The organism is Bartonella sp. 1-1C (assembly GCF_002810325.1).
In the GTDB taxonomy this organism is placed as follows: Bacteria; Pseudomonadota; Alphaproteobacteria; order Rhizobiales; family Rhizobiaceae; genus Bartonella; species Bartonella rochalimae.
On sequence record NZ_CP019489.1, the window covers coordinates 466,887 to 481,011 of the forward strand.

Sequence of the window (14,125 nt, forward strand, 5' to 3'; positions counted from 1 at the left end):
AGACAGAAGGAACTGCCCCAATGCGTTCAGGTGTAATAGCACAGAAGTTAGGTATGACCCGTATTTATAATGATGCTGGTGAACATGTGCCAGTAACTGTGCTTCGTCTAGATAAATGTCAGGTTATTGCTCAACGTACAGTTGAAAAGAATGGTTATACTGCTGTTCAATTAGGTGTAGGATTTGCTAAGATTAAAAATACATCTAAAGCTCTTCGTGGGCATTTTGCTAAAGCTGTAGTTGAGCCAAAGGCTAAAATAGCAGAATTTCGCGTTAGTCCTGATAATCTACTTGATGTTGGTACTGAAATTACCGTGGAACATTTTGTGCCAGGTCAAAGGGTTGATGTAACAGGTGTGAGTATTGGTAAAGGGTTTGCTGGTGTTATGAAGCGGCATAATTTTGGTGGGCATCGTGCCTCTCATGGTAATTCCATTACACATCGTGCTCATGGTTCAACAGGTCAATGTCAAGATCCTGGAAAAGTATTTAAAGGCAAAAAAATGGCTGGTCATATGGGGCGGGTACGTGTAACAACTCAAAATATTGAAGTCGTTTCTACGGATGTTGATCGTGGTTTAATTTTAGTGCGTGGTTCTGTTTCTGGCTCTAAAGGGTCTTGGATTTTAGTGCGAGATGCTGTAAAAAGGCGTCTTCCTAGTAATGCACCAAAACCTGCTGGTATTCGCCGGCTTGTTAAAGAGGAAACGGGGGCAACTCCCTTAATGGCGGAAGTTTCTGAATCTAAGGGAGCTGAATGATGGATCTTATTATAAAAACTCTTGATGGTAAAGAAGCTGGGAAATTGAAAGTTTCTGAAAATATTTTTGGTCTTACTCCTCGTGAGGATATTTTGCAACGTGTTGTTCGTTGGCAGCTTGCACGTCGTCAAAAAGGTACGCATCAGTCACAAGGGCGGTCTGATGTATCGCGAACAGGGGCCAAAATGTTTAAACAAAAAGGAACTGGACGTGCTCGTCATTCTTCTGCTCGGGCACCGCAATTCCGAGGTGGTGGTAAAGCACATGGCCCAGTGATACGGAGTCATGCGCATAATCTTCCTAAAAAGATTCGTGCTCTTGGGTTGCGTTTAGCTTTATCGGTCAAATTAAAAACAGATAATTTGATTATCGTTGACGAGCTTAGTATTCGAGACGCAAAGACAAAAGTGCTGAATATGAATTTTTCTAAACTTGGTTTCAATAATGCTTTGTTAATTGGTGGAAAAGAAGTTGATATGAATTTTTTTCGTGCAGCATCTAATATTCCTAATATTGATGTTTTACCAGTTCAGGGGATTAATGTTTATGATATTTTGCGTCGCAGCAAGCTTGTTTTGTCAAAAGAGGCTGTTGAGACACTTGAGGAGCGTTTCAAATGACGGATCTTCGTTATTATGATGTAATTTTAAGTCCAGTTGTTACTGAGAAATCGACTATGCTTTCTGAGTATAATCAAGTTGTTTTTAACGTTGCTCAGAAAGCAACAAAATCTGAAATTAAAGCTGCTATTGAAGCACTTTTTAGTGTAAAGGTTAAGGCAGTGAATACAATAGTTCGTAAGGGTAAAATGAGGCGTTTCAAAGGTATTGTTGGTCGGCAAAGTGATGTTAAAAAAGCAATTGTAACACTTGTCAAAGATCAATCAATTGATTTTTCAGCAGGCTTATAAAAGGTTCAGAGGTTAGAAGAATGGCACTTAAGCATTTTAATTCGACTACGCCCGGACAGCGTCAGCTCGTTATTGTAGATCGTTCTGATCTTTATAAAGGTAAACCTGTAAAGAGACTAACGAAGGGCTTGCCGTCGAAAGGTGGTCGCAATAACCGTGGTAGAATTACTGCCCGTTTTCAAGGTGGTGGTCATAAGCGTAGTTATAGGCTTATTGATTTTAAGCGTATCAAGCGTGATATGTTTGCAAAAGTTGAGCGTTTGGAATACGATCCAAATCGTACGGCTTTTATTGCGCTGATTCGTTATGAAGATGGGCACTTGAGTTATATCCTTGCACCACAGCGTCTTGATGTTGGTGACTCTGTTATTGCTGGTTCAAGTGTTGATGTTAAGTTAGGCAATGCGATGCCTCTTAATAATATGCCTATTGGTACTATTGTTCATAACGTTGAAATGAAGCCTGGAAAAGGTGGTCAGATTGCGCGTTCAGCAGGGGCTTATGTGCAATTGGTTGGGCGAGATGAAGGGATGGCTATTCTTCGTCTTAATTCTGGTGAACAACGTTTGGTTTCAGGTAGTTGTTTTGCAACGGTTGGTGCTGTTTCAAATCCTGATCATGGGAATATTAGTGATGGTAAAGCTGGTCGGTCACGCTGGCGTGGTAAGCGTCCACATGTTCGTGGAGTTGCTATGAATCCAGTTGATCATCCGCATGGTGGTGGTGAAGGTCGTACATCAGGTGGTCGTCACCCAGTGTCTCCTTGGGGAAAGCCTACGAAAGGTAGGCGTACACGTTCCAATAGAGCCACTGACAAGTTTATTATGCGTTCGCGTCATCAGCGTAAGAAATAGGAAAGGTAGTCTAAAGTGGTTCGTTCAGTGTGGAAAGGTCCGTTTGTTGACGGCTATCTTCTTAAGAAAGCAGAAAAAGTTCGCGCTAGTGGACGTAATGAGGTTATTAAAATGTGGAGTCGTCGTTCTACTATTTTACCACAATTTGTTGGTTTGACTTTTGGTGTTTACAACGGCAATAAACATATCCCCGTGTCTGTTTCTGAAGAAATGGTTGGGCACAAATTTGGTGAATTTGCTCCTACCCGAACCTATTATGGGCATGGTGCGGATAAAAAAGCGAAGAGGAAGTAGGGATGGGCAAAGCTAAGGTTCCACGCCAACTTAAAGATATTGAAGCAAAAGCTGTCGCCCGAACAGTTCGTGTAAGTCCGCAGAAGCTTAATTTGGTTGCTGCAATGATTCGTGGTAAAAAAGTTAATATGGCATTAGCTGATTTGACATTTTCGCATAAGCGTATTGCTGGTACTGTTAGAAGTACTCTTGAATCAGCAATTGCGAATGCGGAAAATAATCATAATCTTGATATTGATTCCTTGATTGTTGCAGAAGCATATGTTGGTAAATCTATTGTAATGAAGCGTTTTCATGTTCGAGGCCGTGGTCGAGCTAGTCGAGTGAAACGTCCATTTTCTCATCTCACTATTATTGTTCGTGAAGTTGTAGAAAAAGCGGAGGTTGCATAATGGGACAGAAGATCAATCCAATAGGACTTCGTCTTGGAATTAATCGGACTTGGGATTCACGGTGGTATGCTGATAGTGGTGAATATGGGCGTCTTCTTCATGAAGATGTAAAAATTCGCTTGTATGTAGTTGAGGAATTAAAGCAAGCAGCTGTTTCTAAGGTTGTTATTGAGCGTCCTCATAAAAAGTGTCGTATAACTATTCATTCAGCACGTCCTGGTTTAATCATTGGTAAGAGAGGTGCTGATATTGAGAAGTTGCGTCGCAAGCTTTCAGAGATGACTAATGCTGAAACTTCGCTGAATATTGTTGAAATTCGTAAACCAGAAATTGATTCCACAATTATCGCTCAGTCTATTGCTCAGCAGCTTGAGCGTCGTGTTGCTTTTCGACGTGCAATGAAGCGTGCTGTTCAGTCTGCTATGCGTCTTGGAGCTGAGGGGATTCGTATTAATTGCTCTGGTCGTCTTGGAGGGGCTGAGATTGCCCGTATGGAATGGTATCGTGAAGGTCGTGTTCCACTTCATACGTTGCGAGCTGATGTTGATTATGGTACAGCAGAAGCTAAAACTGCCTATGGTATTTGTGGTGTTAAAGTTTGGGTTTTTAAGGGTGAAATTCTTGAACATGATCCGATGGCTTCAGAGCGTCGTGCTGTAGAGGGTGATCATTCGAGTTCTTTATTGAATCGTCGCCGCGAAAATGCTTAATTTTGTGGTTGAGTTAGAAATTTGGAGTAGAGGGCAATGTTACAGCCAAAGCGCACAAAGTTCCGTAAACAATTTAAGGGGCGTATTCATGGTTCTTCAAAGGGAGGAACAAGCTTGAATTTTGGTGCTTATGGTTTGAAAGCTATTGAGCCAGAGCGTGTTACTGCCCGTCAAATTGAGGCAGCGCGTCGTGCAATTACACGTTATATGAAACGTTCGGGTCGTGTATGGATTCGTATTTTTCCGGATGTTCCTGTTACGTCTAAGCCAACTGAAGTTCGTATGGGTAAAGGTAAAGGAAGTGTGGATTATTGGGCAGCGCGTGTTGCGCCTGGGCGTGTTATGTTTGAGCTTGATGGGGTTCCTGAGGATGTGGCGCGTGAAGCACTTAGGTTAGGTGCCGCAAAGCTTCCTGTTAAGACTCGTTTTGTACAGCGTATTTCTGAATAAAGAGGTTAGGCGATGAAAGCTGCAGAATTACGAGCGCAAACGCTCGAGCAAATGAAAAATGAATTGGCTAAATTAAAAAAAGAGCAGTTTAATTTGCGTTTTCAGAAAGCAACAGGTCAGTTAGAGAAGACTGCACGTATTAAACAAGTTCGTCGTAATATTGCACGTGTTAAAACATTTCTTCGTCAGAAAATAAACGAAAATAAGGCTTAAGGAAGTAAGATATGCCTAAACGCATTTTGCAAGGTGTTGTCATTAGTGACAAGAGTGATAAAACTGTTGTTGTTAAGGTGGAGCGTCGTTATTCTCATCCGTTGCTTCAAAAGACGGTTCGGCAATCTAAAAAATATAAAGCACATGATGAGAATAATCAGTTCAAAATTGGAGATCAGATTTTTATTCAGGAATCTAAGCCAATCTCGAAAGATAAGCGTTGGATTGTCGTTAAAGACAGTGTAGCTTAGTTAGCTAGGTGGGTTGTTTTAAAATTTAATTTTAGTTTATATTCATTGGTGGATTTTGAAACAAAAACTTTGTCATTATTTGGCGGGTAAGTTCAGGTATATCAAATATTTATCAGGATATGGGTATTTAAGAAAAGGTGGCCATTCATGATTCAGATGCAAACAAACCTCGATGTTGCAGATAATTCTGGTGCACGTCGTGTCATGTGCATCAAAGTGTTAGGCGGTTCAAAGCGGAAGTATGCTTTGGTCGGCGACATTATTGTTGTTTCGGTTAAGGACGCTATTCCTCGTGGACGTGTAAAAAAAGGAGATGTGATGAAAGCTGTAGTGGTTCGTACTGCCAAAGATATTCGTCGCGTGGATGGTAGTGTAATTCGTTTTGATAGGAATGCTGCTGTTTTAGTTGATAATAAGAAAGAGCCAATTGGTACACGTATTTTTGGACCGGTTCCCCGTGAACTTCGTGGTAAAAACCATATGAAGATCATTTCTCTTGCTCCTGAAGTATTATAAGGGGTGGATATTATGCAAAAGATTCGAAAAGGTGATAAAGTGGTTATCTTGTCCGGTAAGGATAAGGGATGTAAAGGTGAAGTCATCAAGGTGAATCCAAAGGAGAATAATGCTCTTGTTCTTGGGCTTAATATGGTTAAATGTCACCAACGTCAAACGCAAAAGCAAGAAGCTGGAATTATTTCTAAGGAGGCTCCTATTCATTTATCTAATTTAGCACTCTCTGATCCTAGAGATGGTAAGCCTACTCGTGTAGGCTTTCGTTTGAATGCAGATGGTGATAAGGTTCGCTTTGCCAAGCGTTCAGGAGAATTAATTAATGGCTGAGGAAAAACAAAAGCCGCGTATGAAGGCGCATTATTTTGAAGTGGTTCGTAAAATACTTCAAGAAAAGTTTAATTATAAAAATGAAATGCAAATACCCCGTCTTGATAAGATTGTGATTAATATGGGGGTGGGTGAGGCGACAGCTGATTCAAAAAAGCCCTCTATTGCAGCTGGAGATTTGGCATTGATAACGGGTCAGAAAGCTGTTGTTACCCATGCGCGTAATTCTATTGCGACCTTTAAAGTGCGTGAAGGGATGCCTCTTGGAGTTAAGGTAACACTACGTAAAGATCGTATGTTTGAATTTTTGGATCGTCTTATTACAATTGCGCTTCCACGGGTTCGTGATTTTCGTGGTTTGAATCCAAAAAGTTTTGACAGTCGTGGCAATTTTGCTATGGGTATTAAAGAGCATATTGTGTTTCCAGAAATTAATTACGATAAAGTTGATCAGATTTGGGGTATGGATATTATTGTTTGTACGACAGCGAAAACGGATGATGAAGCGCGTGAGTTATTGCGTGCTTTTAATTTTCCGTTTCGTTCGTAACGGCAAATATAGCGAGGTGAAGTTATGGCTAAAATGAGTGCCGTTGAAAAAAATAAACGTCGTGAAAGGATGGTGAAGCGTTATGCTGCACGTCGTGCGCGTTTAAAAGCAATAGTGATGAATCAGGAAGTTTTGCTTGAAGAGCGCTTTAAAGCTTCTATTCAGTTGGCACAGTTGCCTCGTAATTCTGCAAAAGTTCGTATTCGTAATCGTTGTGAAATTTCGGGTCGTCCGCGTGCTTATTATCGTAAATTAAAGATGTCACGGATTGCATTGCGTGATCTTGGGTCTTTGGGGTATATTCCTGGAATTGTTAAGTCTAGCTGGTAGGGAGAGGTTATTAGATGTCTATGTCAGATCCTCTTGGTGATATGTTAACCCGTATTCGGAATGCGCTTGGTCGTAAAAAAGGAAAGGTCATTACTCCTGCATCTAAACTTCGTGCAGGGGTTCTTGATGTTCTGAAATTGGAAGGCTATATTCGTGGATATAATCAGGTTGATTTAGGTAATGGAAAATCTTCAATTGAAATTGAGCTAAAATATTTTGAAGGTTTAGCCGTTATTCGTGAAATTTCGCGTGTTTCAAAGCCAGGTCGTCGTGTTTATGTTTCTGCTAAAGCTATTCCTCTAGTGGCGAATGGTCTTGGTATTTCAATTTTATCAACTCCTAACGGAGTGATGGCGGATCATGAGGCGCGTAAACAAAATGTTGGTGGAGAGCTTCTCTGTCGTGTTTTCTGATTAATTTAAAGAAAATGGAAAAAAACAGGTTAAGAATAATGTCTCGTATTGGAAAAAAACCCATTCCGGTTCCTTCTGGAGTTACCGCTATCGTTGATGGTCAGCTGGTTAAGGTAAAAGGTCCGAAAGGTGAGCTGAGTTATGTCGTTAATGATGAAGTTTTAGTTAAGCTTGAGGAAAATGTTGTATTAGTAGAACCACGTGATCAATCAAAGGGTGCTCGTTCTAAGTGGGGTATGTCACGCTCAATGATTGAGAATATTTTTTGTGGTGTAAAAGATGGTTTTGAAAAGAAACTGGAAATTAATGGTGTTGGTTATCGTGCTGCGTTGCAGGGTAAAGATATTCAGTTGTCATTAGGTTTTTCTCATGATGTCATTTATAAAGTACCAGCTGATGTTACTATAACAGTTCCTAAGCCGACAGAAATTGTTGTTTCCGGAATTGATAAACAGAAGGTTGGACAAGTAGCGGCAGAAATTCGCAAATATCGTGCACCTGAGCCTTATAAGGGTAAAGGTGTGAAGTATGCAGATGAGTATATTGTTCGTAAAGAAGGTAAAAAGAAATAAGGATTTCATGACATGGTTTCTTCTAAGCGGATTGTTCAACGTAGAGCCCAACGTGTTCGTCGTCAAATTAAAGCCGTTGCTAATGGTCGTCTACGGCTTAGTGTTTATCGCTCAAATCAGAATATTTATGCTCAAATTATTGATGATACACGTGGACATACTCTTGTTTCTGCGTGTACTCTTGAAAAGAATTTAAAGAACTCTTTAAAAAGTGGTTCTGATAAAGAAGCTGCTTTTGTTGTTGGTAAGTTAATTGCTGAGCGTGCGAAAAAAGCTGGTGTTAATGAAGTTGTTTTTGATCGTGGGCCATATGTTTACCATGGTAGAATAAAAGCTTTGGCCGAAGCTGCTCGTGAGGGTGGTTTAAATTTTTAAAGTGTGTAGCTTAGAAAGTTTAGTAAGGAGATCTTTAGGATATTTCGTACTGGGACTTTGTTAGCGTGCTTCCGGAAAAGAAAAAGGAATGAGGAATGGCACAAAAAGAGCGTAGTGATCGGGATGAACGTGATAGTGAGTTTGTTGATAAGCTTGTTCATATTAATCGTGTTTCTAAAGTTGTGAAGGGTGGTCGGCGTTTTGGTTTTGCTGCTCTTGTTGTTGTTGGAGATCAAAAGGGGCGTGTTGGTTTTGGTCACGGTAAAGCGCGTGAAGTGCCTGAGGCAGTTCGTAAGGCTACAGAGGCTGCAAAACGTGAAATGATTCATGTACCGCTGCGGTCTGGACGTACATTGCATCATGATGTTGAAGGTCGTCATGGTGCTGGTTATGTTTTGTTACGCGCAGCTTCTGCTGGTACTGGTATTATCGCTGGTGGGCCAATGCGTGCTATTTTTGAGACACTCGGTATGCAGGATGTTGTTGCAAAATCATTAGGGTCATCAAATCCCTATAATATGGTGCGTGCTACCTTTGATGCGTTAAAGCGCCAAGTCCATCCTAAAAGTATTGCTGCTCAGCGAGGCATTAAGTATTCAGTGTTGCAGTCGCGTCGTCAAAATATGATTGATTCGGAAGAATAATGTCTAGGCTTGTCGAAAAGGGAATTAAAAATGATTCAAAAAAAATCTCAGATTAGCAAGACTGTGACGATAGAACAAATTAGAAGTTCGATTCGAAAACCGCAAGTTCAACGTGCAACATTAAAGGGGCTTGGATTAAATAAAATGCATCGTCGTCGTGTTTTGGAGGATACACCTTGTGTGCGAGGTATGATTGCTAAGGTTAAGCATCTTGTTCGCGTTATAGAGAAAAATTAAAGGTTGTAGGAGTATATAAAATGAAGCTCAATGAATTACGTGATCGTGAGGGCGCAACAAAGAGCCGTAAGCGTATTGGGCGTGGGATTGGTTCTGGGACTGGTAAAACTGGTGGTTGTGGTGTTAAAGGTCAGAAGTCACGTTCTGGTGTATCGCTTAATGGTTTTGAAGGGGGGCAAATGCCTATTTATCGCCGTTTACCAAAGCGCGGATTTAAGAATTTATTTTCTAAAGCTTACAATGAAGTTTCATTAGGCCGTATTCAGTTAGCAGTTGATGTGGGTAAATTGGATATTGAGAAATCAGTTGATGTTATTACATTAAAAGAAGCTGGTATCATTAGTCGGGTAAAAGATGGTGTGCGTCTTCTTTCTGATGGAGAGCTAAAAGTTAAGATTACGTTTAATGTTTCTGGGGCTTCTGAAATGGCTCGTAAAAAGATTGAAAAGGTTGGTGGTCAGGTTAATTTTTGCAAAGTTACTCAATAATTATTACGACGTAAACAATGCAGGGAAATATGGCCTCTCTTTTACTTCATTATTTATAAAGAATATTGAGCCTTTCGTTGTTTTTATATGGTGGTATGAATTCTAAAGATTATGTTTATTTAAGTTAAAAATTTAGCCTATAAACTGGAGAAAATTTATGGCATCGGCTGCAGAGCAATTGGTTTCCAATATGAATTTTGGCGCTTTTTCGCGTGCAACTGAATTAAAAAAACGTATTTGGTTTACTTTGGCTGCGCTTCTTGTGTATCGTTTTGGTACTTATATTTCTCTACCTGGCATTAATATTGATGTTTTACGACAAACATTTGAACATCATGCATCTGGTGTATTAGGACTATTTAATATGTTTGCTGGGGGTGCTGTTGGACGGATGGCAATTTTTGCATTGGGTATAATGCCTTATATATCAGCATCAATTATTGTACAGTTATTAACATCGATTGTTCCTTCATTAGAAGCTCTCAAAAAAGAGGGTGAGTTGGGTCGTAAGATCGTCAATCAATATACTCGTTATATGACCGTTATATTGGCAGTTTTACAAGCTTTTGGTATTGCCGTTGCGCTTGAAACTGGCATAGGAACAGGTCTCCAAGTAGTTATAGAACCAGGTATAATATTTCGTATTTCAGCAGTTATTTCATTAGTTGGTGGAACAATATTCTTGATGTGGCTTGGTGAGCAGATTACATCACGTGGCATTGGTAATGGAATTTCTCTTATTATTTTTACAGGTATTGTAGCAAATTTCCCTTCTACGTTTGCTCAACTTTTAACTGCTCATAGTCAAGCTGATTTATCAACTTTTTTATTAATAGGAATTGTTGTTGCTGCTGTTCTTATTATTGGAGTTATTGTTTTTGTAGAGCGGGCACAAAGGAGGATTATTATTCAGTATCCAAAGCGTCAAGTTGGAAATCAGATGTTTCAAGGTGATATGTCTCATTTTCCTTTGAAATTAAATACTGCTGGTGTTATTCCGCCAATTTTTGCTTCATCTTTATTATTATTACCTGCAACTATTAATAATTTTTCTGATAAAATGCCGCAATGGGTCCAAAATATTTCTTTTTTCCTTAGTCATGGACAACCACTTTATATGATTGTTTACGCTGTTTTGATGGCATTTTTTTGCTTTTTCTATACAGCTATTGTATTCAGTCCAAGTGATACAGCTGAACAATTAAAAAGGCACTCTGGTTTTATTCCAGGGATCCGCCCTGGTGAGCGTACAGCTGAGTATATTGATTATGTGTTAACACGTATTACTGTTATTGGAGCTATTTATATTATTCTGATTTGTTTACTTCCTGAGTTTATGATATCAACATTGCATATTCCTTTTTATCTTGGTGGTACATCTTTACTCATTGTTGTTACTGTTACACTTGATACGGTCGCTCAAATTCAGGGCAGTCTTGTTGCACATCAATATAAGGGATTGATTAAAAAATCAAAGCTTCGTGGAGGTAGAAGAAAACGATGAAGGTAATTCTTTTAGGTCCTCCTGGAGCTGGCAAAGGTACGCAAGCTAAAATGCTTACAGAGGAATATAATATTCCTCAGTTGTCCACCGGTGATATGCTGCGTGCAGTTATTATGAAAAAAACAGAAGTTGGGAAAGAAGCTAAAGCGATAATGGAATCTGGTTCTTTGGTTTCTGATGATATTGTTAATCAAATTGTATCAGATCGTATTAGTGAAAGTGATTGTGCAGGTGGTTTTATATTGGATGGGTATCCGCGGACCTTGGCACAAGCAGAGGCATTGCAGCAAATTTTAAAATCAAAAAATGTACAACTTGATGCGGTTATTGAGCTTGTTGTTGATGAAGATGCATTGATTGAGCGTATAAAAAAGCGTGTACAAGAAGCGGTTGTTTCTGGTGGGCTGGTTCGTTCAGATGATAATCCTAGTGCTTTTGCAAAACGATTAGTTGAGTATCGCGAGAAAACAGCTCCTGTGTCAAAGTTTTATTCGGATATTGGATTACTAAAAACGGTTGATGGAATGGCTGATATTTCTGATGTATCGCGCGCAATTAAAGAGCTTTTTAAATGAAGGACTTTATCAGAAATAAATTGAAAAGAGTTGACTTTTATAATGAAATCTATCAGAAATCGCTTTGATTCATTTCAGTAGGAATAACGGGATTCGGAATATGTTTGAGCCGAACCCATTTTTTTCTATAAAATGCTTCAAGTGTTTTATGGTAAACTGTTAACATACTCAAGGAGAATAGGCGTGGCCCGTATTGCTGGTGTCAATATCCCGACAAATAAGCGTGTAGTTATTGCGCTTCAATATATCTACGGGATTGGACAAAAATTTGCTCAGGAAATTATCGAGAGAGTTGGTATTTCTCCAGAGCGTCGTGTACATGAGCTTTCGGATGCAGAGGTTTTACAGATTCGTGAGACAATAGATCAAAGCTATCAGGTTGAAGGAGATCTCCGTCGGGAGGTTGCGATGAGTGTAAAGCGTTTGATGGATCTTGGCTGTTATCGTGGTTTACGCCATCGTCGCTCTTTGCCTGTTCGTGGGCAGCGTACGCATACAAATGCGCGTACGCGTAAAGGTCCTGCTAAAGCAATTGCTGGTAAGAAAAAGTAAAAATATTTAATTGCTTTAATTGATTGTGAGGGTTTTATTTTAGATATTTTGTTTTTGTTGAATATTTAAAACAAGAGTGAATAAGATAGAGCTGCTGGTATTACTGCAGTAAAGAGATCGTTGAAAGGAAGACTATGGCCAAGGAAGCCACACGTATTCGTCGTCGCGAGCGTAAGAATATTTCATCAGGTGTTGTACATATCAATTCAACATTTAATAATACAATGATTACTATTACTGATTCTCAGGGACATACAATTGCATGGTCATCTGCTGGAGCTCAAGGATTTAAGGGATCACGTAAGTCTACGCCTTTTGCTGCACAGGTTGCCGCAGAGGATTGTGCCAAAAAAGCACAAGAACATGGTATGCGTTCATTGGAAGTTGAAGTTTGTGGGCCCGGAGCAGGTCGTGAATCCGCTTTACGTGCATTGCAATCTGTTGGTTTTTTAATTACTTCCATTCGTGATGTGACACCAATTCCTCATAATGGATGTCGTCCGCGAAAAAGGCGGCGTGTTTAATTTGGGTATTGTTTTTCATTGTCGGAGCTTTCTCCGATGTTCACGCTGGCCGTTGCGATTGAATGGTAACGGAACTAAAGAACAGGAATAAAAATATGATCCAGAAAAACTGGCAGGAATTAATTAAACCCAGTAAGGTTGAGTTTCACGCGCATAATGATCCGAATATTGTAAGTGTGGTTGCAGAACCTCTTGAGCGTGGTTTCGGTTTGACATTAGGAAATGCATTGCGTCGTGTATTGTTATCATCACTTCGTGGTGCTGCAGTTACTGCTGTACAAATTGATAGTATTTTACATGAATTCTCGTCAATTCCCGGTGTTCGTGAAGATGTTACAGATATTATTTTAAATATCAAAGAGATTGCTATACGTATGGAAGAGGAGGGGCCTAAGCGGGTTATTCTCTGTAAAGAGGGACCCGGAGTGGTTAAGGCTGGAGATATACAAACAGTTGGGGATATGGCAATTCTTAATCCGGAGCATGTGATTTGCACATTGGATGAGGACGCAGAAGTTCGCATGGAACTTATTATCAATACAGGAAAGGGTTATGTTCCATCGGAGCGAAATTGTATTGATGATGCACCAATAGGGCTTATTCCCGTTGATAGCCTTTATTCGCCAGTTCGTAGAGTATCCTATAAAGTAGAGAATACACGTGAAGGACAGATTCTAGATTATGATAAATTGACGTTAACAATCGAAACGAATGGTGCTGTTAATGGTGAAGATGCGATTGCTTTTGCAGCTCGTATTCTTCAAGATCAATTGTTGGTATTTGTTAACTTTGAAGAGCCACAAAAAGAATTGGTGGAAGAGCCGGACTCTGAACTTTCCTTTAATCCAGCCTTGCTCAAAAAGGTGGATGAATTAGAACTTTCAGTGCGTTCAGCAAATTGTCTTAAAAATGATAATATTGTTTATATTGGTGATCTTATACAAAAAACAGAAGCTGAAATGCTTCGGACACCAAATTTTGGACGCAAATCATTGAATGAAATTAAGGAAGTTCTCGCATGTATGGGACTCCATCTTGGGATGGAAATTCCTGCATGGCCTCCTGATAACATTGACGATCTTGCGAAACGTTATGAAGATCAGTATTAAATTAAAATTGAAGGAGAAGGCTTATGCGCCACAGTAAATCAGGTCGTAGGCTGAACCGGACTGCTAGTCATCGTAAAGCAATGTTTGCAAATATGGCGGCTTCGCTTATTGAGCATGAGCAGATTATGACGACGCTTCCAAAGGCTAAAGAAATTCGTCCTGTCGTTGAAAAATTAGTTACGCTTGGTAAGCGTGGAGATTTGCATGCACGTCGGCAAGCGATTTCAGCTCTTCGTGATGCGAGGCATGTTGCGAAATTGTTTGATACATTAGCGGTACGTTATGCATCACGTAAAGGTGGTTATTTGCGTATTATGAAAGCAGGTTTTCGTACTGGTGATAATGCTCCTATGGCTGTTATTGAGTTTGTTGATCGCGATGTTGACGCAAAAGGTGCTGTTGATTATGCACGTATGGAGACAACAGCTGTTAAAGAAGAAGCTGCTTCATAAAAGGAGCAATTTTTCTTATTAGATTTTTAAAAACCGTCTTTTAAAGGCGGTTTTTTTATTAAATTTTAAGGGGTTTTTTTCATTAAAATTGTAGAGCTAATTTTTTCTATTATGTAAAAAGG

26 protein-coding genes are annotated in these 14,125 nt (G+C 39.7%); all 26 read left to right on the forward strand.

Annotated elements, in window-relative coordinates; all coding sequences use genetic code 11:
• Positions 1-20 precede the first annotated feature (20 nt).
• The 26 genes from rplC (at position 21) to rplQ (ending at position 14,003) form a co-directional block, all read left to right on the forward strand.
• Positions 21-761, forward strand: coding sequence for a 50S ribosomal protein L3 (gene rplC / locus B11cv2_RS02105; protein WP_100693109.1), 741 nt, complete (start codon positions 21-23; stop codon positions 759-761).
• Entirely contained in the window at positions 761-1,381 is a 621-nt protein-coding gene (rplD, locus tag B11cv2_RS02110) for a 50S ribosomal protein L4 (protein WP_100693110.1), read from the forward strand. Before rplC ends, rplD begins: the two co-directional genes overlap by 1 nt.
• On the forward strand, positions 1,378-1,671 hold the full coding sequence (locus B11cv2_RS02115) for a 50S ribosomal protein L23 (RefSeq protein ID WP_100693111.1): 294 nt from the start codon (positions 1,378-1,380) through the stop codon (positions 1,669-1,671). The genes rplD and B11cv2_RS02115 overlap by 4 nt, the downstream gene beginning before the upstream one ends.
• A gap of 20 nt (positions 1,672-1,691) precedes the next feature.
• Positions 1,692-2,525: a 50S ribosomal protein L2 gene (rplB, locus tag B11cv2_RS02120; protein WP_100693112.1), complete on the forward strand. Its 834-nt coding sequence runs from the start codon at positions 1,692-1,694 to the stop codon at positions 2,523-2,525.
• A gap of 15 nt (positions 2,526-2,540) precedes the next feature.
• On the forward strand, positions 2,541-2,819 hold the full coding sequence (rpsS, locus tag B11cv2_RS02125; protein WP_035006078.1) for a 30S ribosomal protein S19: 279 nt from the start codon (positions 2,541-2,543) through the stop codon (positions 2,817-2,819).
• Between the two features lie 2 nt (positions 2,820-2,821).
• A complete protein-coding gene (gene rplV, locus B11cv2_RS02130) occupies positions 2,822-3,211 on the forward strand; it encodes a 50S ribosomal protein L22 (protein WP_100693113.1) in 390 nt (129 codons plus the stop codon).
• A complete protein-coding gene (gene rpsC, locus B11cv2_RS02135; RefSeq protein ID WP_100693114.1) occupies positions 3,211-3,921 on the forward strand; it encodes a 30S ribosomal protein S3 in 711 nt (236 codons plus the stop codon). Before rplV ends, rpsC begins: the two co-directional genes overlap by 1 nt.
• Positions 3,922-3,957: 36 nt before the next feature.
• Positions 3,958-4,371: a 50S ribosomal protein L16 gene (rplP, locus tag B11cv2_RS02140; protein ID WP_100693115.1), complete on the forward strand. Its 414-nt coding sequence runs from the start codon at positions 3,958-3,960 to the stop codon at positions 4,369-4,371.
• Positions 4,372-4,383: 12 nt separating this feature from the next.
• A complete protein-coding gene (gene rpmC / locus B11cv2_RS02145; RefSeq protein ID WP_100693116.1) occupies positions 4,384-4,584 on the forward strand; it encodes a 50S ribosomal protein L29 in 201 nt (66 codons plus the stop codon).
• Positions 4,585-4,595: 11 nt separating this feature from the next.
• Positions 4,596-4,835: a 30S ribosomal protein S17 gene (gene rpsQ / locus B11cv2_RS02150; protein WP_100693117.1), complete on the forward strand. Its 240-nt coding sequence runs from the start codon at positions 4,596-4,598 to the stop codon at positions 4,833-4,835.
• A gap of 147 nt (positions 4,836-4,982) precedes the next feature.
• Positions 4,983-5,351 carry a 50S ribosomal protein L14 gene (gene rplN / locus B11cv2_RS02155; protein WP_013545242.1) on the forward strand — a complete coding sequence of 123 codons (369 nt, stop codon included), beginning with the start codon at positions 4,983-4,985 and terminating at the stop codon, positions 5,349-5,351.
• A gap of 12 nt (positions 5,352-5,363) precedes the next feature.
• Complete coding sequence (gene rplX / locus B11cv2_RS02160; RefSeq protein WP_100693118.1) at positions 5,364-5,678, forward strand: 50S ribosomal protein L24; 315 nt, start codon at positions 5,364-5,366, stop codon at positions 5,676-5,678.
• A complete protein-coding gene (rplE, locus tag B11cv2_RS02165) occupies positions 5,671-6,228 on the forward strand; it encodes a 50S ribosomal protein L5 (RefSeq protein WP_100693119.1) in 558 nt (185 codons plus the stop codon). Before rplX ends, rplE begins: the two co-directional genes overlap by 8 nt.
• Before the next feature lie 24 nt (positions 6,229-6,252).
• Complete coding sequence (gene rpsN / locus B11cv2_RS02170; RefSeq protein ID WP_100693120.1) at positions 6,253-6,558, forward strand: 30S ribosomal protein S14; 306 nt, start codon at positions 6,253-6,255, stop codon at positions 6,556-6,558.
• Positions 6,559-6,572: 14 nt separating this feature from the next.
• Positions 6,573-6,971 (forward strand): 30S ribosomal protein S8, encoded by a 399-nt coding sequence (gene rpsH, locus B11cv2_RS02175; RefSeq protein WP_100693121.1) that lies wholly within the window; start codon positions 6,573-6,575, stop codon positions 6,969-6,971.
• Positions 6,972-7,009: 38 nt separating this feature from the next.
• The gene (gene rplF, locus B11cv2_RS02180) at positions 7,010-7,543 is read left to right on the forward strand and encodes a 50S ribosomal protein L6 (protein WP_100693122.1); all 534 of its coding nucleotides are present in this window, start codon (positions 7,010-7,012) and stop codon (positions 7,541-7,543) included.
• A gap of 12 nt (positions 7,544-7,555) precedes the next feature.
• Complete coding sequence (rplR, locus tag B11cv2_RS02185; RefSeq protein WP_078688456.1) at positions 7,556-7,918, forward strand: 50S ribosomal protein L18; 363 nt, start codon at positions 7,556-7,558, stop codon at positions 7,916-7,918.
• A 95-nt stretch (positions 7,919-8,013) separates the two neighbouring features.
• A complete protein-coding gene (gene rpsE / locus B11cv2_RS02190; protein ID WP_100693123.1) occupies positions 8,014-8,562 on the forward strand; it encodes a 30S ribosomal protein S5 in 549 nt (182 codons plus the stop codon).
• 30 nt (positions 8,563-8,592) lie between these two features.
• A complete protein-coding gene (rpmD, locus tag B11cv2_RS02195; protein WP_100693124.1) occupies positions 8,593-8,799 on the forward strand; it encodes a 50S ribosomal protein L30 in 207 nt (68 codons plus the stop codon).
• Between the two features lie 20 nt (positions 8,800-8,819).
• Positions 8,820-9,287, forward strand: coding sequence for a 50S ribosomal protein L15 (gene rplO, locus B11cv2_RS02200; RefSeq protein ID WP_100693125.1), 468 nt, complete (start codon positions 8,820-8,822; stop codon positions 9,285-9,287).
• A gap of 157 nt (positions 9,288-9,444) precedes the next feature.
• Positions 9,445-10,791, forward strand: coding sequence for a preprotein translocase subunit SecY (secY, locus tag B11cv2_RS02205; protein WP_100693126.1), 1,347 nt, complete (start codon positions 9,445-9,447; stop codon positions 10,789-10,791).
• Entirely contained in the window at positions 10,788-11,366 is a 579-nt protein-coding gene (locus B11cv2_RS02210; protein ID WP_100693127.1) for an adenylate kinase, read from the forward strand. The genes secY and B11cv2_RS02210 overlap by 4 nt, the downstream gene beginning before the upstream one ends.
• Positions 11,367-11,549: 183 nt before the next feature.
• On the forward strand, positions 11,550-11,918 hold the full coding sequence (gene rpsM / locus B11cv2_RS02215) for a 30S ribosomal protein S13 (protein ID WP_100693128.1): 369 nt from the start codon (positions 11,550-11,552) through the stop codon (positions 11,916-11,918).
• A gap of 134 nt (positions 11,919-12,052) precedes the next feature.
• A complete protein-coding gene (gene rpsK / locus B11cv2_RS02220) occupies positions 12,053-12,442 on the forward strand; it encodes a 30S ribosomal protein S11 (RefSeq protein ID WP_035006048.1) in 390 nt (129 codons plus the stop codon).
• A gap of 95 nt (positions 12,443-12,537) precedes the next feature.
• Positions 12,538-13,551: a DNA-directed RNA polymerase subunit alpha gene (locus tag B11cv2_RS02225; RefSeq protein WP_100693129.1), complete on the forward strand. Its 1,014-nt coding sequence runs from the start codon at positions 12,538-12,540 to the stop codon at positions 13,549-13,551.
• 23 nt (positions 13,552-13,574) lie between these two features.
• The gene (gene rplQ / locus B11cv2_RS02230; RefSeq protein ID WP_100693130.1) at positions 13,575-14,003 is read left to right on the forward strand and encodes a 50S ribosomal protein L17; all 429 of its coding nucleotides are present in this window, start codon (positions 13,575-13,577) and stop codon (positions 14,001-14,003) included.
• Positions 14,004-14,125 lie beyond the last annotated feature (122 nt).